This window comes from Pseudobutyrivibrio sp. OR37, assembly GCF_900113655.1.
Lineage (GTDB): Bacteria > Bacillota > Clostridia > Lachnospirales > Lachnospiraceae > Pseudobutyrivibrio.
On sequence record NZ_FOQF01000020.1, the window covers coordinates 42,216 to 68,526 of the forward strand.

The following is a 26,311-nucleotide window of genomic DNA, read 5'->3' on the forward strand; positions in this document are numbered from 1 at the left end:
TATTCTCCTTACATTATGTATTTACGAATTAGCTTGCGGAGCTCTTCCTCCTTGATTGGCTTTTCAATGTAGTCACTGAAGCCAAGGCGCTCGTACTCTTCCTTGGCGCCGACCACTGCATTTGCCGTCTGCATGATAAGTGGTGTATCCTTGTTCGGATTGTCGTCTAAAGAATCTAAAATATTCTTTAATTCGATACCATCCATGCCTGGCATTAAATGATCAATAAATATCATATCATATTTTGTCTTTTTTATCTTCTCAATTGCTTCTACTCCACTGATTGCTGTATCCACTGTAATATCAGTGTTGTTAAGAAGCATCGAAAATACTCTAAGATTTATGGCCACATCATCTACCACAAGGATGCTGCCAAGTATGTCGAAAATTTCATGACGATCAGCCACACGTCTATCACCGTTAGGGCCCATTGAAAATACTCCGCATGGTTCTACAGAACGAATCTCCTGTGGGATTACAACAGTAAAGGAGGTTCCCTTTCCAACCTCTGATTCTACTGAAATAGAACCGTCCATTAAATCAATAAGCTGTTTTGTGATAGTAAGGCCAAGTCCTGTTCCTTCTATTTTCTTGTGTTGGAACTCCCCAACACGTCTGAAGGAATCGAAAAGATATGGTATGTTTTCCTTTTCCACACCTATACCAGTATCACTGACAGTGATAATGAGAAGTAGTCTGCCTTCAAAAATCTTACCTCGAATAGTAAGGGTGATTCGTCCTTCAGGAGTGTATTTTACTGCGTTGGTAAGTAGATTTGTTATAACCTGAATGATGCGGTCCTTGTCACCTCGTAATACAGAAGGCAAAACATCACTCATGTCTACCTCAAAGGCAAGACGGCTGGCCTTTGCTCTAGGACGTACCAGTGAATAGCACTCGCGGACCATTTCCATTAGGTCGTAATCCTCTTCCACGATTTCAATTTTACCTGCGGTAACCTTTGCTAAGTCAAGGACCTCGTTTACAATGCTAAGAAGATAATTGCCTGCGCCATTTACATCACGGGCATAATCAAGAATATTCTCTTCCTTGCTTTCCCTTAAAATCATTTTGTTCATACCTAGGATGGCATTTATAGGTGTACGCATTTCATGTGACATTCTTGAAAGGAAGGCGGTGCTAGCTTCTTGCGCCTGGACTGCTGCATACATATCTCTTTCCATGGTTCTTACATTATTAAGAGCCTTGATATAAGACATAACTACCATAAACAGCAAGCCCAAAAGAATAATCACTCTGTCGATAGATGTAGGATGAGTCCTGTAGGCATTAATTTGTATAAGCCCTGCAACTATGCCACCTAATATACCTATCATTTCAGGTAACAATCCTTTTAAATTTCCCTGGATGAAATCACAAATCAATGTGATAACAAATATTATCACTGTTAGAATAATTCCAATAAATGCAAATGGAAGTATTCCGCTTAAATCTGTATCGTTAAAGAACTGCAAAATCAGCCCAATATATGCCACGAACAAATCAAGCACCTCAACTACCATATAAAACATGTGGTATCTGTTATCCTGCAATTTATCAAAATACATGGCCATTACAAAAGGAATCATCATCAGGCTTAGGTATGTAATATAGGAAATAAGTGTAAAGTTTGGAGCTATAAACTGTCTTGCATTTGATTCAGCAAGTGCCCAAAGTGCAGCACACATTACAACCCAGCCAGCATAAAACAGTGGCAATGTTTTATTGTAGGAAATCTTAACGCCTACTCCAATAATGAAGGCTATAAAACCAACCATAAGGAGCAAACCGGCAAGAAACAGGGAAAGCTTTTCTCTTTCAAATAAATCGCTGACTATTCCAAGCTGGGTACCTATTCTGATTTGACCAACAACTCCTGAATAATTGTTATCACCTACGAAAACAATTTTTAAGTTCTTGCCCTCATCAGCTTTTGCAACAGGGACAAACATCAATGCGCCTGGGCTATTGCTACCAAACAGCCTGGTATCCTTTGTAGAATATTCATAAACAAGCTTGTCATCCACATAAGCGAAGATATCCTGCTTGGCTGAATCGAAGGTTACGTACAAGCCATCCTCGGAAACATCCGTAATCTTCTTTTGAATTACAAGCTGATTCACATTGGATTGCTCATACTCCCCCGGAACCTGTATATCTACAAGCCTTCCATTCTCATCTAATCGTTGCCAACCAGTACTATAATCACGTAAAGAAAAATCACTATATGTTCGTTCTTCAGGTAGGGCATGCTCTCCCCAAATCATCAGGACAAGAACGAAAATAAATAAAATTATTCCACAGGTAACAATAATCTGGTATACAAATTTATTAGTTTTCTCCATATTAACTCCCCAATAATCAAAATATACTAGTTTTATTTTAATCATTAACAGTAGCCAAAACAACAAGTTACGAAAAATGTCACAGAATTTTAAACATTAGCACAAGTGTAACATGCTATACTAAAAATGTATGAGGTAGTTTTACGAAGATTAGTAGATTAATGGTTTCACAGGAGGTAAATATGGCTAGTTCAGAACAGATTGCACGAGAATATTATGATAAAGGGATGGAGCTGATTCACGCCAACAGCGTTGAGCCTGCCATTGATAATCTAAATATGGCCCTTAGTATCTATGAGGAATTAGATGATAACATCTCATATATTTGGACAATTCGTGGGCTTGCCATTGCTTATGGCATCCTTGGTTACGATAGCAAGATGCTCCACAAATGCCTGGCTGCTCTAAACTATATTGATAAAAAAGGGGTATTGGGTGCAAAGCATTTCTTCTACACCACCATCTGTGACCGTTATATGATACTTGGAGATTATGATAGCGCTATCAACTATGGCCGAATGGCTTTGCAGGATTTGGAAGACCATGGCACTGATTTTCCTAATGAGCCTCATTCTTATATGGTCGCATGTATGAATTTGGCTTATTCGTATTTGCATATCCACCGCTACTCTGATGCAGAAGCATTTTTAGATAGAGCTAGAGAGATTGCCATAAAAAACGATATGCATCATCACGATTTAAGTCTTTCAGTTCTCAATGCAAATCTTCACTATCACATGGGCGATGAAGATTACGTTTATGAGCACATCGATGAGCTGGTAACATTTATAAAAAGTTCAAGGATTACTATTCAGGATTACATTCAAGACCTTCGCCTTTTGATAGAAACCTTCTGTGGAATGAAGGAATTTGAACGTGCCGAGGCTGTTGCTATCAGCCTTGAATCCTCTGCCACTATCTCAAATGATGTACATATGAAGCTGAACGCAGCCCAGCTATATATGATGGTGTACAAGCTTAGCGGGGATACTGAAAAATACCACACAGCCTGTGTTAAATTTGCCGAAGGTACCATTGCAGTAAAGGAAGCTGAAGCTACTCAGCATTTGTTGGAGATGGACACCGCAATCGCATTGTCTATTGCCGATACACCTTCCGATTTATTATAATTTCTTCTATGGAGAGTAATGAAACATGAAGAAAAAAATTGGAATTGCAGTAATTATTATTTTTACACTAGTTATTTTCATTAAGGCAGAATTAGATTTCAACCCGTCTGTCAGGGTGCTTGCATCGGTTATCAACTTTTCCGAGTCCACCCTTAAAAGTCCAGATTATCTGGCCTACAATATCGATTTGAAGGACTTATTCCGTAACTACACCAACTCGGATATTAGTTATTCTGGAAGCGCCTACATCAAAAAAATCAAAGGCTTTCCTTATTCAATCAGTGGAAGCATTAAGGGTCAGCGCTCCTCAGAGCAGGAAAAATTTTCTTGCAAGGCAGATTTGGATGTTCTTGTACTAAACATTGGAAAGATGGATTTTTACGCAGATAAAAGTACAGTTTATCTGGTAGCTCCAATGCTAGGGGATATTTCCTACGGCTTTGATACTGGGGACAATCTATTCCCTCAGGCTCCAAACCTTAACAACGATATTAACAGGGAATGGTTCCACAACAACAAGAAAAACATCTACAATTTTGTACGCAGCATCGAAATAACCAAAACTGATAATGTTTACGTAGATGAAGACGGAACTGAGGCTCGCGAATTTGATATTGTAATCCCTCAAGGTGAGGGTGATTTTATTTGGGACCTTCTTGGAATGGAGGCTCCTGACCATGATATGAAGTGTTCACTCTTTTTGGATAAATTAAATCACACCAGAAAGATTGTATTTGACCTTTCCTACAAAACAAAAGGTGCTTATATCTCTGTCTATGGTAAGAATCTTGGTACTCTTGAGCTTTATTCTCCTCTTCCAGATGATGAAGAGATTACAGCTACTATTAAGCGTGATGGAGAGTCTTCATATACAAACGCATATCAGGACAACCTTACATATAAAACAAATGCAGGTGATGTCTTCACTATTGATTGTGGAGTATTTTTAAACTATGTTGATTCTGGAATCAAAACAGAGCTTACCAACATCAAGGTAGCCAAAAACAGCACAATTCTTGCTGAAGGCTACATTAAGGGTTCCATCAAAGCTGAAGAAAACATGGGTGATGTTTTCGAAAATGCTGGCGCAGATTTATCTGATGTTAATGTTATCGATTGGGACACAATAAAAAATGACACCGCCTCTTTCATAGACGATGTCATTAATAAAGCTCGTGAAAATGTAGATGTGTTTGATATATTCGACTAAAAACTTGCTATTATATCATTAATCCTCTGCAAAGCTTCCCAAAATTTTATAAAGCAATTGATAAAGCTGATTACATTCTTGTGGCGATAGCTGAACGCATTTGCCCATTTTAGCAGGTATTTCACATGCCTGCTTTTTTAATTCCAAACCTTCATCTGTAAGTGTAATGATAAGATTTCTTTCATCATCCTTAGAGCGGCTGCGCTTAACATAACCCTTCTGCTCCAACTTCTTAAGCACTGGTGTAAGTGTGCCTGAATCTAAAAATAGCTTATCTCCTAAAGCCTTAACTGTGATTTCCTTTTCTTCCCATACAACCATCATAGTAATGTACTGTGTGTAGGTAAGATCTATTGGATCAAGAAATGGCTTATATCTTTTCACTATTTCTTTAGAGCATGCATATAGTGGAAAGCATAGCTGATTTGTAATTTTTAAGCAATCGTATTTATCGCCCATTGTTATTCACCTCTATTAATTATATGTTCTTAGACACAAAATCTGTAAGAGCTTCCTTTGGAACGAAGCCAACATTCATGTCTACTTTTTCTCCATCCTTTAATACAACGATGGCTGGTATATTCATTATACCATACTCCCTAGCTAAATCTGGATTTTCATCAGTATCCACACTGTAGAAATTTGCTTTTCCAGCCAAATCCTCTGATACTTCCTCAAGAACTGGAGCAAGCATTTTACATGGGCCACACCATGTAGCATTGAAATCTAAAACTGAGATTCCTGCCTTGTCCATTGTTTTGAATTCATCCTGATTAATTTTCTTTACCATGTTATATCTCCTTTCAAATTAAATCAACTGCTAATTTTCAGCCTTCTTAAGCTCTGCTAAATATGAAACAGCGGAAAGTGCTGCTACATTTCCTTCACCTGCTGCCTTGATGTACTGATAAGGTGCACCAGTAATATCACCACAGGCAAACAAGCCCTTAATATTGGTAGCCATCTGTCTATCAACAGCTATGTGATTACCATCCATTGTAAGTCCTGGAACAAGCTGTGATGGAGCTATCTGCTCTCTTAGGATAAATATTCCATCAGCTGTGTATGTCTCACCATCTGTTGCAAGATAAGCTTTACCATCTGTGTATGCAATGGAAGCTGGCTTCACGCCTGTTGTTACTTCTATATTACCTGAAAGACTTCCTGCGTATTCGTACTGAGGTAGGTAGTAAACCTTTTCAGCACGCTCTGCTAAAAACTCTGCCTCTTCCTCATCATTAGCACTGTAAGCAATGATGATAGCTGTCTTTCCCTTATAGAGTGCTGCATCACAGGTAGCGCAGTAGCTAACTCCTCTGCCTAAGAACTCCATCTCACCTGGGAATGGCTTCATAGTGGTCATACCTGCTGCTACGATAACTGAGCTGGCTTCGTAATCACCACCGTGGCACTGAATAGCGAAGTATTTACCCATTGAGTAAACTGCGTTTACCTTATCTTCTGTAATTTCAACGCCCATTGATGCGGCATGGTCTAAAAATGCTTTAGCCATCTCATCACCTGCTACATTAGGAAGACCTAAGTAGTTTTGAATGGTGTGCGCCTTTGAAACCTTATCCGATGAGCCCTTCTGACCTAACAATAATACTGTCTTATTTCTAACTTTTGCGGTAATGGCTGCCTCCAAGCCGGCTGGGCCAGTACCAATAATTGCAATATCAAATCTTTCCATTTTATTTTATACCTCCTTGATAAATCCCCAGGAAGCCTATTAGATTTTGTACAATCTTTTAGGTTGATTTAATTGTACTCAATCTAATTGCCTTTGTCAACACAATTTTTTATAAAAAAAATAAGGCCCTAGGATAAATATCCTAAAGCCCTATATTACGCTAAACTATTTATTTCTCTTTTTAGCAATTACAACGATAATGAAAGCAATAGCTAATGCAGCTACCGCAAAAATAGCAATCCATGAAGATAAGCTTAATACATTTTCCTGTATTGCAAGTGGAGCCTCTTCATCATTGATTGTTGTTGTTTCTTTTGAATCAATAGCTGTATTGCCCTTTGACTCTTCTTCAGTCTCTACAGCTTCTTCCTCTTCTTCAGCTTCTGTAGCCTCTGATGTAGAAGCCTCTGATGTAGAAGTAACTGTTGCCTTTGCTGGTGCAACCTTAGCGTTAGCTACTGGAGTAGCCTGTGGAGCTGCAAGTAAGATATCTGTAGCTGTAACAAGCTCTGCTGGAACTGTAGCTGCGTTTGCTACTACGTTTACAGTGTGATTGCTTGTAGGCTGTGAAGGTACAACTAATACTGGTGTGTTGGCTGGTGTGTTGGCTGGCTTGTCAGCGCCTGTGTTACCAGGTGTAACCTCTGGCTGAACCTTCTTGATAAATAACTTTACAATATCAAAGGTCTTAGGTGTAGCAACCTGCTGTGGTACGTACTTTTCAACTACCTTACCAGTGATGTAAGGCTTTGACCCCACATAGCCTTCAACACCAATCATACCCATAATTCTGATTGTATTCTTGACGATTAAAGGTAAATCAATATTGTAGCCATTGTAGCTGATTCCTGATGGAATATAGTAGCTATGGCCCTTTGAATCTGTGCAAGTACCAAATGCAGTATTCCATGCCTCTACTGCTATAGATGCACAGTTGTTGTGCATTACATTGTATTTGTCCTTACCTCTTGTTCCAAAAACACCAAGTACAGCTTCTGTCTCGCCCATTGTGATGTCATGCTCAATCATCATGTTAGGAGCCTGATCATAACCAACCTTCTGGTTGTAAAGCTCCTGATTAAAGCAAACACCACCTGGTGTCTTACTGTTGTAAACTGCTTCAAATAAAGGATATGCCTTTGCGCCAAGGATTTTAAGAACTTCAACTAAATGCTGACTAACGTAAGCATAGTCAATCTTCTCTCCTGTAGCTGCTTCGTAAAGCTTCTGTACAGCCTCAATTTCCTCTGGACCATAAATCTGCTTAGCGAGCTCATAATAATCTGCAACAAGATCTGATACATAATTTACTGTGTACTGACCAATAGTAACATAATCGCCACGGTTAAGTGTAACAGAAGCAGGTGTATTTTCCTTATGGTAAACATCGCCCTCCGCTTCTGTATGAGGCATAAACATTTCGTTTGTAGCTTCTGTACGTTCTGTCTCATTTGCCTCAGTCACTTCGTCAACTGTACTTCTCCATGAAACTATTTCAGCTGCTTTATAATCACCCTCAGCAACAGCCTTGGCTGCATCCTGAAGCTGTTCCTTGTAAGCATCATTTGTTACATAATACTTGTAGATGGAATCAATGCTAAGTGTAAGATTATCAACGTAGCTGGTGTAAACAATACCAACGTGACCATCTACAGGATTGAATGATGATTCTCTGTGACGAGCAACAAGTCTGATAGAACCAACTACACCACCGTTGATACCATAGAGCATTCTGTCCTCTTCAGCTTCATCAAAATCCATGATGCCATCATTGTCAGAATCTGCAAGTAATGGATTTGAAATAAGTACTGCATATTCCTTGCCATCGATGACCTGGATTTTAACCTCCTCGCCATTGAGAAGACCATCAGCATCTAAATCGTTGCTAGCCTGAACCTCAAGATATGTCTTATCACCGAAGGCTTTTTTGCCATCCTCAGTAAGAATCTCTCCGTCACAAAGGAGCTTTGTCATCAGGTCTGAGATACCATCCTCGTTGAAATCCTCGCCATCCTTTGGCTCAAGCATTTCAAGCTCATCAAAGTTGATTTCTTCTGCTTTTTCTTCCTCTTCATTAGAAATATTCTCTTCTGTAGTTTTATCTGTTGTGTCATTCTCTTCAGCCCTAACTACCACACCTGTTTCTACTGCTTCTTCATTAATAACAGGCTCCTCAAAAGAAATTTCTGTCTCTTCACCGTCAACTACTTCATCAGTAGCTTCTTCAACTGATTCTTCAGCTACTTCTTCAACTGCATTTACAGTTTCTGTTGCATGAAGCTCATCGTTATCAGCTAATACTGATAAAGGTGAAATTGCTTGAAAACCTAGTACTCCAGCAAGTACCAATGCTGCAAATTTGTAATGTTGTTTCATAAAAAAATATCCTCCCTGAAACCGAAAAACAGGAACAGTATACCATATAATTTCTTATATGGAAACTCTTTTTTATCCTGTTAGTTTCCAAGAGGATATTTTTGTTGTATATGCTATATTTATTAAATTTAGCGTATAAATAGGCTATTTAGCCTTTTTTCTTAAAGCTACAGCGATAACGCAAGCTATGCCTACTGCTACAACTGCCCCAATCACAGGCCATGGGAAATCAGCCATTAAACTATTTCCAATTGCAAGAGGTGCATCCTCATCACTTATTACTGTAGTTTCTTTTGTACTATCTTTTGTACTATCTTTTGAACTATCTTTTGTATTATCTGCCACATCATTTGTTGGCTCAATTTCTACATTTTCTTCATCTTCTGCTTCAACTGATTCTTCAACAGCTGGTGCTGTAGTCTTTGAAGTAGTTACAGCAGTCTTCTTTTCCTGCTTTGTAGTATTTAGTGCTGCAGTAGCTGGTGGAGCTGTAAGCTGAAGTTCTGTTGCAGTTACTACTGCAACAGGTCCTGGCTGGGCAGCATTTTGAGCAGGAGTGCTAACAGAAGTGTTGTTTCCATTATTTGTAGGTGCTGTAGGACCTACTACTGGAGCTGGTGTTGGCTCAGCTGGTGTAGGTTCAACTGGCTGAATCTTCTCCTTGATGATAGCTCCAATCATTTGAAGCTTTGTAAAGGTAGTTGGTGTAGCTCCAGTTGATTTTTCGTATTTATCTAAAGCCTTACCTGTAACATATTTTCTAGGTCCTACGTAACCCTTTACGCCCATAAGTCCCATGTTACGGATAGAATTCTTTACCATAACTGGAAGGTCTGCGCGATAGTCTAAATATTTGATACCAGAATTTGCATAGTACTGAGTCTTCACAACATTTCCATTATCATCTGTTGTAAATCCAAATACTGTGTTCCATGCTTCGGTTGTAACTGTAGTACAGTTATGTGGCATGAACTGATATTCCTTAACACTTTCAGCACCATAATAATCTAACAGCTTTCTTGTCTGGTCGAAAGTGATGTCACATTCAACAATTTCATTTGGCCCCTGGTCATATTCTAATTTTTGATTATATAATTCTCTATTAATGCAAACACCACCTGGAGTAGTAGCATTATAAACCTTATTTAGAAGCTCTGGAAGCTTTGGAAGAACAACTCCTGCCACCTCTGGCAAATGAGCCTTAACATATTCCATATCAGGATTTGAGCCTGTTGCTGCAGCATATAATTCCATAAGCTTATTAACAACTTCCTCTGAATAGATGCCATTAACAATATCGTAGTAAATCTGCTGTGTCTTAGCATCTTCCATTGAATAGTGGCCAATAGATACATAATCACCTCTATTAAGGATAACTACTGCTGGCGAATGCGTGCCATGATTATCATCCCTAATGTACATATCCTTAGCTGCCTGTGCGCGCTGTTCTTTATTAGCCTTATTTACTTCATCTACAGTGCTTCTCCATGATGTGATTTCAGCACCCTCAGCATCAGTTTCAGCTGCCTTTGCAGCATCCTGAAGCTTTTTACTGTAAGCTTCGTTTGTAACGTAATATTCGTAAATATCATCTACATCAATCTTAAGATTATCCACATAGCTGGTGTATACAATGTAAACATGGCCATGTGTTGGATTCTTGGTTGATTCATCATGACGAGCCACCAATCTAACTGAACCAACAACTCCTCCGTTGATTCCATAGACCATGCGGTCTTCTTGCTTTTCGTCAATATCGTTGTAGCCATCATTATCTGAATCTACTTTTGTAGGATCTGATAAAAGTACTGCGTACTTATCGTCCTTGATAATAATTTCTTCACCATTCTTGAGGCCATCTGAATCAAAATCGTCTGAGCTTTGAACCTCCAAATAGGTAGCATTTCCAAATATCTTTTTGCCATCCTCGGTAAGAACGTCTCCATCGCAAAGGCGTTTTGTCATTAAATCAGAAATACCATCCTTATTGAAATCTTCATCAGCCTTTGGATCAATTAGCTCGTATTTGTCTAAATCGATTTCATTTTGATTGTTTTCCTCTTCAGACTTGGTTGTTTCTTCTTTCTTTGAAGTCTCGTCTTGTGTTGTGTCTGATTCTGTTTTTGTGTCGTTTTCGCTAGTAGTAGTTTCTGTTACTTCTGAAGCTTCTGTCACTTCAGTAACTTCATCATCAGCCAATACTGTTATTGGTGAAACTGCCTGAAAAACTATGGCACCCGCTAGAATCATTGCAACAAATTTGCAATTCTTCTTCATAAAAATATCCTCCCATAAAAATAAAAACCGTGGATTATTATACCATATAGAAAATATGCGGGATACTAAAACTTACGACACGAGTTTCCATTATTGAGTAAGAATACACAGGGCATAAAAAACCAAGCTCCGAAAAGCTTGGTTTTAATGAGTTTATTAATTTTATGCCTCAAACATCTTGTTTACAAGATTTGCTTCATTATCCATTTGTTTTTTTAGCGCCATGTTCTGAGCCTGATTAACAACCTGGCTAGTCTTTCTTCTGGTAATTGCATCTGCAAAATCTGCATCCTCCTTACGAGACTGAGCTGCTGTAAGATTTTCTGCTGTGTTACCATTTACATTATAGGCAGCCTCAAGACCATTAGTTTCAGCTCCAATCTTGCTTCGCATAGAAGAAAGCTTTGAATAAGTAGAATCTAGGGCATCTGTGGAAATCTTGTCTGGATTTCCTGAAATATCAAAGTTCTCTAACTCGGACATTGCGGCTTTTGCATCAGCCTCTGCAATTGTAGAGCTTGAATTGCCTGTATAAATATTGATGTCGCCAGTGCTTCCATCCAAAAGCTTCTTTTCATTATATTGAGCCTGGTTGATAGTCTGATTAATTGTGGCAATGGATTGCTTATTAGCCTCCTGAAGGATAGCTCTGTCGCTGTCTGAATACAGACCGTTCATTGCACGAACTGTGTTCTGCTGAACATCTCCAAGGGAATCCGAGATATTAGCAAGTGCACCATCGGCAATGTTTGCCGCATCGATTCCATAAGATATATTCTTGCTGCCCTGATTTAAGCTGTTAACCTCTTTTTCAATCTGCTTTGAAATAGCAAGTGCAACTGCATCATCAGCTGCGGTATTTACCTTTTTGCCTGATGAAAGCTCCCTTGCACTTTTCTTCTGGTGAGCCTCAGTGGCCTTCATGTGATTAATAGTGTTCTTATACTGTGATGTATTTAGGTTAGATTGAATATTCATAACACACACCTCAATCTTTCGTTATACATGTTTTAACATTTTCCGATTCTTAACACTATTATAACACCGTGCCATTATATTGTCTGTGAAAAATCTGTTACTAATCCTCAGTATCGCCGTGGACGTTACCAAACTTTTCTAAATTTGTAGTCTGTCTTTTTATTTCTGCATTGTAGCGCTTTTCAACAGAATCCCAATAATTTTCAAGGGCTTTATCCCCTCTTCTATCTGGAAGCTGCATATCCTTTGAAAGAATCTCTCCAAAGTATTTTGAAAGCTTTTCGGCACCAGCAAGATTAAGATGTAAGCCACCGTCGTAGGTGTCCTTTGTCCAATCTAATTCCATTTCATCCTGGGCCTCAAGGAAATTAATATAAGTAAGATTGTTTTCCTTTGCATAATCTACCATCTGCTTGTCCCACTCTTCATACCAATATGGATAAAGTGTTGGAGCCTTTACAAGCACAAGCTGAACATCATTGTCCTTGCAAAGCTTTGTGAGCTTGTCCAGATAGTAATAGGCATTGTCGCCGAATTGATAATCCGCAAGAGGTCTACCCTCAGGAACATCTGTGGCTTCCTTGACATCTACACGCATGTAGTAGCCGTTGAAGGAAACCTTGTCTCTGTGAAGTAAGTATTTAAAATCGTCTGAATTTAAATCGCTCCATCTGCTGTGGTAACGCAATATTGGGAACAGATACTCAATGAAATGCTCATCCTCCATCATGGATGCTTTGATGGAACCTACCTTACTTTCTGACCATTTCATGCCATCGATGGTCATGCGATTGTAGGCCTCGTTCTGTGGCTCGTTGTATTTCATTGATAGCACGTTGAAAACTATCATGTCAGGATGCTCTCTTTTAATAGTCTCCTCTGCCAGATAGTAGGACTGCCAGATAAGCTGTTGAGCGCTGCCACGTATATACGAATTGATGCCATAATTTTCCCACAGGTAAACGGGTGATATGTTTTCATAAAGCTCGCAGTCGCCAATGAAAACCACATCATGGTCTGTTGGGTCGTCGTAGTATTCACCTATCATTGCGCCTTCTAGGATGCCTGTCATGTATTTAGGCTCTAGGAGTTTGGTGGTGAAGAAGATGCCGGTGATGGATATGGTGAGAATTAATATAATTGAAATAAATTTTTTCATGTATGCCCTCATCCGCCCCTTCGGGGCACCTTCCCCCAGAGGGGGAAGGCATTATTAAAATTGATTATATATGAACTGGCTGGCCGAATATCCGATGCCGTAGGCGCCGAAGATTAGGGTGGCCATAAATAATCCGTACCAGATGATAAAACGTACTGGGGCGGCGCAGGTTGCGATTTTGCCACGGACGCTTCCACTTCGGCCAATTAAGCTTACTGTGATAAGAATAAGCATTCCTACAAATACAACAGCATAGTCAAAGCCTGTAATGCCCATTCCTGTAAAGGCTGCTGGTGTAAGCTGAGCAAAGCTTGAATCTGCAAAGATGCTTCCAAACATTTTGAAGGTAAGTGGTACATCTCTGTAGCAGTCAAACATACGAAGTGATGACATGATAAGGACTGTTCTGATTACCTGGAACAATCTCCAGCCGAAGGTGCCATCTACATGAACCTTGCTGTGGAACCATCTGTAGAATGGCTCTAGCTCTTGGGAAATCATGATGACTACAAAGTTGCCAAGTCCCCATACGATAAAGTTCCAGCTGGCTCCATGCCAGATACCTGTAGTAAACCAAACTATAAAGCTGGATAGGTAAACTGGTACACGCTTGCCAAGATTATTTCCAAGGCGTGCTCTACTCTTCTTTGAAAGCTTCATCATAAACTGGCTGGCAGATATAGGATAGAAAATGTAATCTGTAAACCATGTTCCCATGGTAATGTGCCATCTATTCCAGTATTCCTTGATGTTCTTTGAGAAGTATGGGCGAATAAAGTTTTCTGTAACCTTAATTCCCATTGTCTCTGCCACACCGATAGTAATATCAATACCACCAGTAAAATCTGCATAAAGCTCTAAGGCATAGAACATTGCGCCTGCAAAGGCGTAGAAGCCATTATAGGTATCTGGATCTGCAATGATTGCCTGAACAGCCACAAGTATTCTATCTGCAATAACAAGCTTTTTGAAAAATCCCCAAAGGATTCGTTCTAAGCCAAAGCTTACAGTTCTCCAATCGAATTTGTGCTCCTCATAAAGAGTCTGGCTCAAATCAGCGTAACGGCTGATAGGACCCTGCACCAGCTGTGGGAAGAATGAAACAAAAAGTGCAAACTTGAACAGATTATCCTGAGCCTTGAACTTGCCATTGAATACATCGATAAGGTAGCCCATAGACTGGAAGGTGTAGAAGGAAATACCCATTGGGATAATCAAATCCACAAATGAGATTCCATCTGGCCTTCCAAAGCTTGCCATAATGCCGTTGATATTTGCGATGGTGAAATTTGTGTATTTTGTAACCGCAAGAATACCTAAATTCAAAAGAAGGCAGGCGAGGAAAATCTTCTTTTCAGCTGCATGCTCCTTAGCCTTTAGAGCTTTTCTTTCTTCCTTTTCATATTCCTTTTTATGCTCCTTGAACCATGCATCAAAGCTTTCCTTTTTATCGGAAATCTTTTTGGCGGCAAAAAAAGTAGTCACTGTAGTGACCATAATAAAAATCAAATATCTTGGGTCACACATAAAATAAAATGCGTAACTTGCAAGAAGCAGGAAGGACCACTGGGCCCTTCCTGGCAACAAATAATACATTATAAATACTACTAATAAAAATAATAAAAATTCGTAGCTTGTAAATAACATTTAATTAATCCTCATCATCTAATTTAGCTTTAATCAAAGCATAGATTGTCTCTGCTGATGCAAAATTCTCAGGTGTAAGCTCTGCTGCACCAATTGTAACATCAAACTCCTCATTAATCTCCGAAATCAGTGACACAATATCAAATGAATCAAGTATTCCTCCTGTCACTAAATCCTTTGCAGTTGTGAAATCCACCTCTGGGTGTAAGTCTCCTAAAATTGTAAGTAATTCTTCCATGTTTTATCTCCTTTTCGTGTAGCGGCCTCTTAGTACTCCGTGCTCCCGGAGGCCACCTCCCATTGCAGTCAAGGGAACCTCCCCTTCGGGGTCCCTCCTTAACTACATGGGGCCCTCCTCCTCGCGCTTGCCTAGGTTGAGTTGCCGCTTATTATATGAGCCTGTAGTTAACAAGATATTATATTTCTCAAGGAGAGCTTTCTTCAGCTCGACGGAGAAATATAATGCTTGTTAGCGTAACAGGCGGACTAACGGCTTTCGAACATCTTGGTAAGACGCACACGGTCTATCTTTCCATTGGCTGTGAATGGCATTTCTTCAAGGCGATTTACCTTGTTTGGCAGCATGTAGCGTGGCAGCTTTGTTTTAAGTGCCTTGATAAGGTCGCCTTCTGTGATGTCGCCTACGTAATAGAGGACGATTTTGCCCTGTTCCTTGGCGTAGATGCAGCCGGAAAGCTTTATTTCTGGGACCAGGTTTACGTTGGCTTCGATTTCGCCTAACTCGATGCGGTGTCCCATGTGCTTAATCTGGAAATCCTTACGTGAGTGGAATATAAGCTCGCCGTATTCGTTGATGTGGCCCATATCTCCTGTGCGGTAAATGATTTCTGGATAAGCTGTATTCAAAGGATTTTGAACATAGGCTTCGCTAGTCTTTTCTGGGTTGTTGTAGTAGCCAAGTGTAACTGATGTACCACGGATACAGATTTCGCCCTGCTCTCCATCTTCTGCCAATGTGTTGTCATCCTTGAGTAAAAGGATTTCGGTGTTCTTGAATGGGAAGCCTACTGGGATTATCTCGTCATCTGCAAACTCTCTTTCCACTGGATAATAGCAGCACATACCAGTGCCCTCTGTAGGACCGTAAAGATTGAAGAACTTTGCCTCAGGGCAAGCCTCTCTCCATAATCTAAACTGCTTGATTGGGAATACCTCGCTACCAAATGCAATAGTACGAAGTGTGGTAGGCTTTACTGTATCAAATGTAGCAAAGGCACTAATCATTGTAAGTGCCGAAACTACCCAACAAACTGTATTAATATTGTGCTCATTGATATATTCCACCAGCTTCACTGGGAACATGAAATATGAGTGTGGAATCAGGTATGTGGTTGCTCCAAATTTAAGAGTTGGATAAAGCTCCTTAAGGCAGGCGTCAAAATAAAGTGGTGTCTGATTACCAAAGATAGTGTCCTCGTTGAAGCCAAGTGTCTCTGAAAGCTGCTCGATATAATCGATTACAGAACGATGGCAGGCACACACGCCCTTTGGCACACCTGTAGAGCCTGACGTAAATACGATATAGATTGGATCTGTATCGATGGCCTTCTTTCTTACAAGAGCAAGCGCCTCATAATCTGGATTCGTATTTACGATATCTGAAAACAGAACAATGTCTGCCTTATAATCAAAGCCTTTTGCGATTTCCACTGTGCTATCATCACAAATAATTACACGTGGCTTGCAGTTATCTAAAATAAGATTGATTCTGGTAGCTGGCATTTCGCTGTCGATTGGAACATAATAGCAACCTGCGTTAATTACACCAAAAAAGGTTGCTATGGTGTTTGGACTCTTTTTCATGAACACGATAACTGGCTCGCGCTTGCAGCCTTTGTTTATCAGGCCTGTGCCTACGGAATCCATGATATTTTTTACGTCTGAAAAAGTAAGCTGTACCTCATCATCGGCGTAGGCGATTTTGGTTGGCACTCGGTTTAAAGATTCGTTTAAATAGTCTAGTACGTTGTTTTGCATTTTTTTACCCTCATCCGCCCCTTCGGGGCACCTTCCCCCAGAGGGGGAAGGCTTTTTTTATTTTGTTATTAATTCTTCGTATTCTTTTCTTAGCTTTGCGCATTTTTTTACGCAGTCGGCGGCTAGTACGTCTATGATGTCTAGCACCTTATCTCCTACGGCGTGGTCGCGTTTTACTATGGATAATTCTGTGCAGCCTAAGATTATTACATCGGCTCCAGCTTCTAGAAGCTCTGATTTGATAAGCTCAAACTCTTTCATTGCAACCTTGCGGCCAGCTTTTACATCATCATAGATGATAGACATAACCAGCTTTTGGCATTCTTCAGAAGGATAGATGCATTTGATGTCGTAGTCCTTAAAAACTGAATCAAAAAGATGCATCTGGGCTGTGCCGTCAGTGGCCATTATGCCAACATTTTTTATTCCTCTTGTATGTAGATATTCTGCGGCCTCACGCACACCATTTGAAACTGGCACAAATACGCTATCTGCTATCTGGTCGTGAAAATAGTGAGCCGTGATGCATGGCATTGCTATATAATCAACATTCTGCCGCTCCAATCCCTGGGCAAGCTCCAGTATCTTAGGAAGTGGACTCTGGGAGCTGTTTCCTAAAATGTAGCCTGTTCTGTCCGGAATGGTTGGGCAGTTGTAAATAATCATTTCAATATTATCTTGATCTGTGGCGGCATCGGTCATTTCGATAATTCGGCGCATGAAATAGGCTGTTGCCATTGGGCCGAGGCCACCGATTATTCCTAGTTTTTTCATATTTACACCTCATCCACCGCTAAAGCGGTCCCCCTTCCCCTCAAGGGGAAGGCATAAAGTAAGTATATATTTCTCTATCGTAATTGTGAGAACGATAATGAGCATTGGAATATTCCATCAGCTCCTCATCTGTAAGATAAAATCCCTTGAATGACTTGTCTGTACGAGGTGTGGTGTCGAAATGTCGCCAGCCCTCGCCGCAATCAATTACATTCCAGAAATGATGGCGGGTGGCAGTTGGGATGATTTCGATATCCTCATTCTTAATTCCTGCTCTGGTGAGAAGCTCCTTGCTTACTGCAAAATAATTATAGCAGTCACCATGGCGATTCTTCAGACCATCATAGGCCCCCTTCAGCCAATCGCCTCTATCTTCGCTCTCACTGTAGCCAATATTTCCCTTTACCCACACATATATCGCATGAGCCTTGTCATAATCAGACATATCAGGCTTTATGATTTGGGCTAGAACCTCGTCTGCAAGTGCATCTACTTCATCAGGTGTATATTCTGCTTTGATTACAGTGACAGTTCCTTCCTTCAAATCCGTATTTCCCATGGAATCTGTAGCTGTGTATTCAATAGGATATTCTCCTGGCACATCAAGATTCACGTGGCTGCTATCAACCTGTAGCTGAATATCACTATCCACATTATCAGAAACTGTAATTCCCTGTTTGTAACTGACAGCCTGGCCTGTGTAAACAATCTTGTCAAGCTGGCCCTCTATCACAGGTGGGATAATATCATATTCCTCCACAAGATGAAGGACTGTGTCCTTTGCGGTGCGATTACCTGATGAATCCTCTGCCACAATGTTGATAGGAATATCTCCATAGTTATCAAAGCTGATTCCTTCGCCAAAATAAATCTTAACATTACCTGATGCATCATTGACTGATTCAACAAAATCCTCTGCCCTGGGAACTTCCTCTCTAGTGCGGGTAAGTTCCTTCACAGTGAGCTCTGGCGCTATGGAATCCACCACCTCAAGTGTGCAATCGTAGGTGTAAATACCTGATTTAATTTTGACATCGTAGCTTCCGGCAATATCTGTAGTGTATGTGCTGCCACTGACAAACTCAGCAGGAATATTAGGCTTTTTTAAAAAGTCCTTAGCCTCCACCTGGCCGCCCAGTTCTACCTGGCATTTTGTGTAAACTCTGTTTGAATAATCATAATAAAAGTAGGCCCCCACTCCAGCGCAAACTACCACAATTGTAGCTGCTATTGTAACGAAAAGCCTACTGTGTTTTTTCCTTTTTCTCTTTCTTCTGCGTCTGACATCATTTTCCATAATTACATCTTCTCCAGAGTGAATTCACCGAAGATAATTTTATCAATCATGGAACATATAGTCAAATCTCTGGAGTTACTTACGCATCAGGATTTTTGCATTATTTCTTTATAATTTAAAAAGCTACTACATTATAATTACATCTATTACCTTTAAACCATAGTCTGTAGATTCAAATACAATGTCGAATCCGTGATATGCCATTCTGAAATCTCTTTGCTTTCCTCTATCATAGCCTGCTCTTGGATCCTGAGATAACACCTGTATTGCAGACTTTCTAATATCTTCTGGAAGCTTCTCAAGAAATTCCTTTGGAAAATCAACCTGCACCTGCTGGCCTTTTGACAATGAATCGGTAAATCCGCCCCTGGCATCTGGATGTGCATCTGCATAAGGAATATAAGGCTTTATATCATAAATAGGTGTGCCGTCTAACATATCAACACCACTTACCACTAGAATATGTCCTTCATTTTCCGTTTGCCTTACCTCTAAAAGCCTCACAGAGGACATACCTATATTGTTAGGCCTATATGGTGCTCTAGTTGCGAACACTCCCATATGCTTTTCTCCCCCAAGCCGTGGCGGACGCACTGTGCCACCTTCTAACGGCTTGTTCTTCGAAAAACCCCATAGCAACCACAGATAATCATAATCCGTAATACCTTCTATGTATGTAGGATTTCTATATTCTGGGGTGAATACAATATAACCTATTTCATCTGCCAGCCCACTTTGCCTAGGTATACCAAATTTCTGCGTAAATCCTGTTTTAATGCATGCAATTTCTTTTAATTCCATCTTTACCTCAGCTTGTTTAATCAAAAATAGTACTGCTTATATGCAGCTTCGAATATCATTATACTAATACATATAAAAAAAGGCAGTACCAAAAAGTACTGCCATTAAATCCTATATCTATTATTTTCCTTCGTATGAAACAACTGAAGCTACATCATATTTTGCAAGCTTCTCACGTCCGTTAAGGCCCTTAAGCTCCATAAGGAAGATAATCTTTGCAACTTCACCGCCGAGCTCTTCAACAAGTGAGCAAGCTGCTTCGATAGTACCACCTGTAGCAATAAGGTCATCTACGATAACAACCTTCTGACCAGGCTTAACAGCATCCTTATGCATTTCGATTGTAGCTGTACCATACTCTAAATCGTATGTCTTTTCGATTGTTTCGCATGGGAGCTTACCCTTCTTACGAATAAGTACGAATGGCTTGTTAAGTGCATAAGCAAGTGGTGCGCCAAATATAAATCCACGGCTCTCAGCGCCTGCGATAACATCACAATCAACATTCTCAAGTAACTTCTTCATCTCATCGATAGCGAGGTGGAAGCCCTCAGCATCCTGAAGGATACTTGTAACATCACGGAACATGATGCCTGGCTCTGGGAAATCCGGAATAGTTCTGATATAATCTTCTACTTTTTTCATATGACTCCTTCTATATTACGTGCCGTTTAATTTCCAATGGAACGGCGAACAATAAAATAGGATAAAAAGATATTATCCTTATAAATTATACGTTGTTTATATCTATATTTCAAGTGAATTATCATATACTTAAAAAGGGGCCCCGAAGGACCCCCATTTGGATAGTACCGAGCTTCTTGCGAAACCCTTTCGTACTCCTGCGTTTGGCCACGCTATACTTACTGAAGAATTGACATAACACCCTGTGTAGACTGATTAGCCTGTGCGAGCATTGACTGGCCTGCCTGAGCAAGAATATTATTCTTGCTGTATGTAACCATCTCGTCAGCCATATCTGCATCACGGATTCGTGATTCAGCGGCTTGTGAATTCTCAACTACATTGTCTAAGTTTGCGATTGAGTGCTCGAGTCTGTTCTGAACAGCACCAAGTGCTGAACGCTGAGCAGAAACTCGTGCAAGGGCGTCTGCAATTGCGTCAATGGCATAAGTTGCTGAAATACCTGTATCATCTGCAACATTGAGTTTCTTGATTCCGAGGTAAGCTGCGTTCATAGTGTCGATCTCTACATTAATCTTATTTGTCATATCTGCGTCGGAACCTACGTGAAGATTAAATGTTAGTGAGCTTGCGTAACTTACTGTGCCCTGCTTAATGAGGAATGTACCATCGTTGTTGTTTGTAACCTTTGCCTCTGTGTCTGTTCCGATAGATGATGCTTTCTGAAGCTCTTCTGCCATAAGTGAATAAGCATACTGTGCAGAAATTTTGTCTTCATCATCGCTATCAACACCGGCTACAGTCATCGTTGCACTGCCAATTGTTACCCTCTGGCCTTCCTTAAGAAGTCCAACGATGCTACCACGAGTAAGTCTGTCATCGCTTGCTGCCTCTTGATCAGAATTCTCAACTACTGTATATGTAACTGAATTATTACCGTCGATATCAGCTATTGTTACTGTAGTTCCTGAGGCAAGTGCACCAATCTGTTTTGATACATCAGCTAACTTTTGTGCGACGAAATCATCATGTACTGCTGTAAGAATTTCTCCATTTGTGATGATTGTATCTCCTGCGGCAATTGTTGCACTTGTATTATTAAGTGCTCTTTGCTTGAACTGATTCATTGTTATCTTGCCACTAGTACCAAGCTTCCAGGTAGATACTTCGCCTTCGCCAAGATTCTTTGTAATTGCGAATGTTGTCATGCCATTTTCTGACTGCTTATCTTTTAATCTGATTGTGCTACCCTCGGTTGCAATTGAACCAATACTTACCTTATGTCCCTCTGCCTGATACAAATCTGTATCCTGGAAAGATTTCTTTTCGTACCATCCTGTCTCAACTTTTTTTGGGGAATCAGCTGTGGCGCCAGTTTCACCAAACTTTACATAGTACTGGTAAACCTTACCATCCTTTGTGGTGATGAGGTCGCCCATTGCTGGTTTATATTGGTGTTCACCTGTGCCTTCACTAGTGATATCAGTAGCCTTAACCTTGTTAGTAAGTACATAGTCCTTACCGTCTACTGTGATAGAATCACCAATTCTGGCTGCTGTTGCACCGAGGGCTGTAGCTGTCTTGTAGCTATCCTCGGTCTTGCCCATACCAATCTCATACACCTTTCCACCAATGCTGACTGTTGTACCGTCCTTAAGTCTCTCCTTAACAGAGAAGGTTGTTTCACCTTTGCCATTTGCAACGAGGGTTCCCGCAAGTCCGGCATCATGTGCGTTTACTGCTTTTGTAATCTTTGTGCCGTTTGGGTCACCTCTTAAAAGATATGTTTCGTTAAACTTTGTAGTTTCAGCTACACGGTCAATTTCTGTTGTCAACTGAAGTATTTCATCCTGAATAGACTGTCTATCACTCTCTGCATTTGTTCCGTTGGCTGCCTGTACTGCCAGCTCGTTCATACGTTGAAGCATTGCGTGCACTTCAGTTAGAGCACCTTCAGCAGTCTGTACTGCTGAAATACCATCTGATGCATTCGTAGATGCCTGGTCTAGACCTCTAATCTGCTTTCTCATCTTTTCTGAGATTGAAAGCCCTGCTGCATCGTCTGCTGCTCTATTAATTCTAAATCCAGAAGAAAGTTTTTCAGTTGTCTTTCCCTGTGCTGTTGTTGTTATACCTAACATTCTTGAAGCATTAGCTGCCTGCATATTGTGTTGTACTACCATAATTTCTACCTCCTTGTAGATACTCTTAAGATTCCATTCAAAAGAGATGCGCGAAGCGCATATCGTTAACTTTTAATTAATAATTTATTCAATGATATGGAATGCTACATACCAAAGGCGACATACCGTATCTATATAACAAGGGAGTGACCAACCTCCACGTGCTACCAGAGAAGAAATTATGTGCAACTACCTAAGATTGCTCTCAAATAGTCGCTCTGTAGTATAACTTTCCGTATTCAATTGTAAAGTTACAAGTGATGACTTTTATATCATCTACTTTTTTTATCGGAAAAGTCTTTTTAAACTTTAGTCATAATTTTCAAAAAAATAGAACTCCCATATGGAAGCCCTATTTCTGTTCTAACTATTCTCGTCTAATACTGCCTGCATGATATCCATTATCTGAATAACTTTATTAAGTGGCACAGGAGAACTAACATCTCCATTTGAAATGAATAATTGATTATCTCTCACAGATAATTCAGTACTAATATCTATTTTATCATCTGCTGATGAAGATGATAATTTTATATTAACGCCTTCATACTCTTCTAATGTTTTGTGGCGAAATTTAAAACCCGATTGGAGCAAGCTCTTGAGCTGAGCATCTTCAACGCTATCTAAGATATTCATATTCAATAGCTTTGCATCTGCAAAAGCACTAGCATAAGCTGCAAGCACCCTTGCCCTTCTTTTAGTGCCAGAAATGTCTTCATAAAATTCCCATGGCTCAACATTGAAATACTCTCCCAGCCTTTCCAAAACACTATAGCTAGGCAATGAATTACCATTCACCCAATCGCAAAAGGTAGTATATTTATAGCCCAAATCTATACTGGCCTGCCTGCGCGATATCTGTTTAGCCTCTAATAAATGTTTAATATTCTTAGAAATTCTACTCTTTTCAGCCTCTACAGCTTTCATTAATTATTTGCCTTTTCCTTATATTCTAATTGTAATTTCTTTCGGAGATCTTTATTTTCTTTTATCATAATAGCTTCTGCTTCTTCAATGCGATTGTTCTGTTTCAGCCATGCATATAAATCAAGTAAGTTTTCTTCACCTTGTTCTAAGCCTTGCTCTATGCCTTCTTGCTTTATTTCCATTACAGCTTTACACATATCGTAACCACCTTTCTTGCTTCTACTTGGAAGTTGTATAGAGGCAAACTCACTCATTAATTCTGCAGTATCCCGTTTGATATTGGAAAATGCTTTATCTGTTGCAACAAGATTCTGCATTTTATGCTTATCATTTCTTGAATTGAGTAGTAAAAATAGTTCTCTTAGTTCTGTTTTATAAGCTGGGAAATCTTCTCGGTCAATTATTGAGAAGAGATTAATATCATAATCATTTATAAAAGGCCAAAGAGAATCATCAACATCAGCTAGCATTTGCTTTAATGATGTAGGTGCATTCCATGGCTTGGAACCCCAGTATAAGGTGACTGTAACTACAGGAATGAGCTTGTCTCCTTTGGTAAATCCGGATATATAATCCTCCCCGGTGCATTTACCTTCGGTTCTGTTATAATCTGATATTTCCTCTACCTGCCTTAGATATGAAAGGGAATCATAAAGCATATCCCTAACCGGCATAGCATAGTGAATATCTGACTGATTTTCTATACCAAGTATAGCATAAAAGCATTTATCATTTCTCATTATTACTGATTTTTTTATGATATCCCTGAACTTTTGGAGGGACTTGAGCTTGCGGGAACCGGCTTGAAACTTTAGTAGCATCAGTGCTGGGGAGGGGATAAAAAAAGGACCTCCGTGAGGAGGTCCAAATTAGCTACTTCCATGTAAATACTCTCGAAATCCGTTTCTGAGAGAGTGCTTTTGCACTGTTATTGAAATTTAGGGGCTTGCCAGGGGAGCAAGCCCCGTAAATTCACTAGCTATTAACTAGCCTGCGCGAAACGAATCGTTAGGATTTAAATATCCTATGAAATTACCATTGATACTCGCCCATTTGAAAATCACCTGCGGTGATGGGCTCGTCATGTTCATGATTTTTCAAGTCAAGCTTTAAAAATCACGAATTATCCTAAGATTGAAAGTACGCCCTGTGTTGACTGATTAGCCTGTGCAAGCATTGACTGGCCAGCCTGAGCAAGAATGTTATTCTTGCTGTAGTTAACCATCTCGTCAGCCATATCTGTATCACGGATACGAGATTCAGCAGCTGTAGAGTTCTCAACTACGTTATCAACGTTAGCGATTGTGTGCTCTAATCTGTTCTGAACAGCACCAAGTGCAGATCTCTGAGCAGATACCTTTGCAACAGCGTCAGCGATTGCATCGATTGCATATGTAGCAGCTGTACCAGTAGTATCAGCTACGTTAATACCCTTAATACCAAGTGAAGCTGCGCTCATAGAATTAACATCTACGTTAATCTTGTTTGTCATATCAGCATCAGCACCAACGTGAAGGTTGAATGAAAGCTTATCCTTGTATGTTACAGTACCCTGCTTGATATCGAATGTACCATCGTTGTTGTTTGTAACCTTAGCTTCAGTATCAGCACCAATTGAAGAAGCTTTCTGAAGTTCATCAGCCATAAGTGTATATGCTCTATTAGCTGAAATCTTGCTTGTATCAGCAGCTTCTACGCCGGCAACAGTCTTCTTATAAGCGGTACCACCATTATTAGTGAAAGAAATTCTATCGCCTTCCTTTAACATCTCGATAATGTGATCACGTGTATAGGTATCACTTGCAGAATCTTCCTGATCAGCTGTTTCAGCAACTTTATATGTTGTTGAGTTGTGACCAGCAATATCTGTTACAGTTATTTGTGTTTGTGATTTAAGTTCGCCAATTGCTTTAGAAATATCACTAAACTTCGCTGATGCAAAAGCATTGTCAACAGCTGTTAATTCTTCTCCTGCAATCCTAACAGTATCACCTGCAGCGATTTCATCATTAGCACCCCCGCCTTTTACATCTTTTGCAACAATTTTTCCAGAAGTACCAATGTTATAAGCAGATTTTTCACCATCTTTGATATTCTTTACAATATTAAATTCTGATAATCCACTTTTAGCATCTGCATTTTTTAGCTTCCATGTTGCGCCTTCTACTGCAATCTGACCTGTTGTCTTTGCATGGCCTTCAGCTGCGTATAAAGCTGTTGTCTGATAAGTTGCCTTATCATACCAACCAGCTGATGGACCACCTGAAACGGCATCCTTATACTCATATACAGTACCATCTTTTGCAATAATCTGATCACCAGCTGTTCCGCCTTTTGTTATTACATCTGAAGCCTTTACATCCTTTGTAAGAGTAGTAGTCTTACCATCAACAGTGATACTATCACCGACTTTCATAGCAGAAACTTTAAGAGCATCTATAGTCTTATAACTATCTTCAGATTTACCTGCTCCAATATTGTACTCTTTACCGCCAATCATTACCTTATCGCCGTTTTCAAGCTTCTTGTTAAGAGAGAACTTTGTTGATCCATTTACAGCATTCTCAACAAGCTTTCCATCAAGACCAGCGTCATGAGCCTTTACTGTCTTAGTAACTTCGTTACCATCAGCATCGCCCTTAAGTAAGTATGTCTCATTGAACTTTGTTGTTTCAGCTACACGGTCGATTTCTGTTGTAAGCTGATTAATTTCGTCCTGGATTGAGTTACGATCTGTATCACTGTTTGTGCCGTTTGCTGCCTGAACTGCTAGCTCATTCATTCTCTGAAGCATTGAGTGAACTTCTGTTAAAGCACCTTCAGCTGTCTGTACTGCAGATACACCATCCTGAGCATTTGTAGATGCCTGAT

General features: G+C 40.0%; 20 protein-coding genes and 2 pseudogenes. 2 read left to right on the top strand and 20 right to left on the bottom strand.

All coding sequences use genetic code 11. The annotated features are described in order from the left end of the window. Nucleotides 1-8: 8 nt before the first annotated feature. Nucleotides 9-2,345 (bottom strand): hybrid sensor histidine kinase/response regulator, encoded by a 2,337-nt coding sequence (locus BM097_RS10410; RefSeq protein WP_177197435.1) that lies wholly within the window; start codon nt 2,343-2,345, stop codon nt 9-11. Nucleotides 2,346-2,527: 182 nt separating this feature from the next. Between BM097_RS10410 and BM097_RS10415 the strand changes: the two genes are divergently transcribed. After that, complete coding sequence (locus BM097_RS10415; RefSeq protein ID WP_090549103.1) at nt 2,528-3,475, top strand: tetratricopeptide repeat protein; 948 nt, start codon at nt 2,528-2,530, stop codon at nt 3,473-3,475. Between the two features lie 25 nt (nt 3,476-3,500). After that, nucleotides 3,501-4,685, top strand: coding sequence for a hypothetical protein (locus BM097_RS10420; RefSeq protein ID WP_090549106.1), 1,185 nt, complete (start codon nt 3,501-3,503; stop codon nt 4,683-4,685). An 18-nt stretch (nt 4,686-4,703) separates the two neighbouring features. On the opposite strand, the gene BM097_RS10425 is transcribed toward BM097_RS10420, so the two are convergent. From BM097_RS10425 to BM097_RS16860, 19 genes and pseudogenes are all read right to left on the bottom strand, one after another. Further along, the gene (locus tag BM097_RS10425) at nt 4,704-5,144 is read right to left on the bottom strand and encodes a MarR family winged helix-turn-helix transcriptional regulator (RefSeq protein ID WP_090549110.1); all 441 of its coding nucleotides are present in this window, start codon (nt 5,142-5,144) and stop codon (nt 4,704-4,706) included. 19 nt (nt 5,145-5,163) lie between these two features. Further along, on the bottom strand, nt 5,164-5,475 hold the full coding sequence (gene trxA / locus BM097_RS10430) for a thioredoxin (RefSeq protein ID WP_090549113.1): 312 nt from the start codon (nt 5,473-5,475) through the stop codon (nt 5,164-5,166). 30 nt (nt 5,476-5,505) lie between these two features. Continuing rightward, nucleotides 5,506-6,378, bottom strand: coding sequence for an NAD(P)/FAD-dependent oxidoreductase (locus tag BM097_RS10435; RefSeq protein WP_090549115.1), 873 nt, complete (start codon nt 6,376-6,378; stop codon nt 5,506-5,508). 165 nt (nt 6,379-6,543) lie between these two features. Then, a complete protein-coding gene (locus tag BM097_RS10440; protein ID WP_090549118.1) occupies nt 6,544-8,754 on the bottom strand; it encodes a hypothetical protein in 2,211 nt (736 codons plus the stop codon). 144 nt (nt 8,755-8,898) lie between these two features. After that, nucleotides 8,899-11,031, bottom strand: coding sequence for a hypothetical protein (locus BM097_RS10445; RefSeq protein ID WP_090549121.1), 2,133 nt, complete (start codon nt 11,029-11,031; stop codon nt 8,899-8,901). Nucleotides 11,032-11,193: 162 nt separating this feature from the next. Further along, nucleotides 11,194-12,009 (bottom strand): flagellin, encoded by an 816-nt coding sequence (locus BM097_RS10450; protein ID WP_090549124.1) that lies wholly within the window; start codon nt 12,007-12,009, stop codon nt 11,194-11,196. Between the two features lie 100 nt (nt 12,010-12,109). Beyond that, entirely contained in the window at nt 12,110-13,168 is a 1,059-nt protein-coding gene (locus tag BM097_RS10455; RefSeq protein WP_242944697.1) for an SGNH/GDSL hydrolase family protein, read from the bottom strand. A gap of 54 nt (nt 13,169-13,222) precedes the next feature. Next, nucleotides 13,223-14,815, bottom strand: coding sequence for an MBOAT family O-acyltransferase (locus tag BM097_RS10460; protein ID WP_090549127.1), 1,593 nt, complete (start codon nt 14,813-14,815; stop codon nt 13,223-13,225). A gap of 4 nt (nt 14,816-14,819) precedes the next feature. Further along, nucleotides 14,820-15,053, bottom strand: a complete 234-nt coding sequence (locus BM097_RS10465; RefSeq protein WP_028243032.1) for an acyl carrier protein — start codon at nt 15,051-15,053, stop codon at nt 14,820-14,822. 248 nt (nt 15,054-15,301) lie between these two features. After that, complete coding sequence (locus BM097_RS10470) at nt 15,302-16,813, bottom strand: amino acid adenylation domain-containing protein (protein WP_090549130.1); 1,512 nt, start codon at nt 16,811-16,813, stop codon at nt 15,302-15,304. 57 nt (nt 16,814-16,870) lie between these two features. Beyond that, nucleotides 16,871-17,587 carry a cysteate racemase gene (locus tag BM097_RS10475; protein ID WP_090549133.1) on the bottom strand — a complete coding sequence of 239 codons (717 nt, stop codon included), beginning with the start codon at nt 17,585-17,587 and terminating at the stop codon, nt 16,871-16,873. Between the two features lie 40 nt (nt 17,588-17,627). Then, entirely contained in the window at nt 17,628-18,884 is a 1,257-nt protein-coding gene (locus tag BM097_RS10480) for a transglutaminase domain-containing protein (protein ID WP_090549136.1), read from the bottom strand. Between the two features lie 126 nt (nt 18,885-19,010). Next, nucleotides 19,011-19,685 (bottom strand): tRNA (N6-threonylcarbamoyladenosine(37)-N6)-methyltransferase TrmO, encoded by a 675-nt coding sequence (tsaA, locus tag BM097_RS10485; RefSeq protein WP_090549140.1) that lies wholly within the window; start codon nt 19,683-19,685, stop codon nt 19,011-19,013. Between the two features lie 120 nt (nt 19,686-19,805). Next, complete coding sequence (locus BM097_RS10490) at nt 19,806-20,330, bottom strand: adenine phosphoribosyltransferase (RefSeq protein WP_090549143.1); 525 nt, start codon at nt 20,328-20,330, stop codon at nt 19,806-19,808. A 218-nt stretch (nt 20,331-20,548) separates the two neighbouring features. Next, nucleotides 20,549-21,154, bottom strand: a pseudogene (locus tag BM097_RS17045) (flagellin); the annotation flags it as partial. Between the two features lie 767 nt (nt 21,155-21,921). Further along, nucleotides 21,922-22,513, bottom strand: a pseudogene (locus BM097_RS17050) (flagellin N-terminal helical domain-containing protein); the annotation flags it as partial. 363 nt (nt 22,514-22,876) lie between these two features. Next, nucleotides 22,877-23,440, bottom strand: a complete 564-nt coding sequence (locus BM097_RS10505; RefSeq protein ID WP_090549146.1) for a helix-turn-helix transcriptional regulator — start codon at nt 23,438-23,440, stop codon at nt 22,877-22,879. Next, nucleotides 23,440-24,180 (bottom strand): transposase, encoded by a 741-nt coding sequence (locus BM097_RS10510; protein WP_143084980.1) that lies wholly within the window; start codon nt 24,178-24,180, stop codon nt 23,440-23,442. The genes BM097_RS10505 and BM097_RS10510 overlap by 1 nt, the downstream gene beginning before the upstream one ends. A gap of 383 nt (nt 24,181-24,563) precedes the next feature. Next, nucleotides 24,564-26,311 (bottom strand): flagellin (locus tag BM097_RS16860; RefSeq protein WP_304442198.1); only part of this gene is annotated, 1,748 nt, incomplete at its 5' end.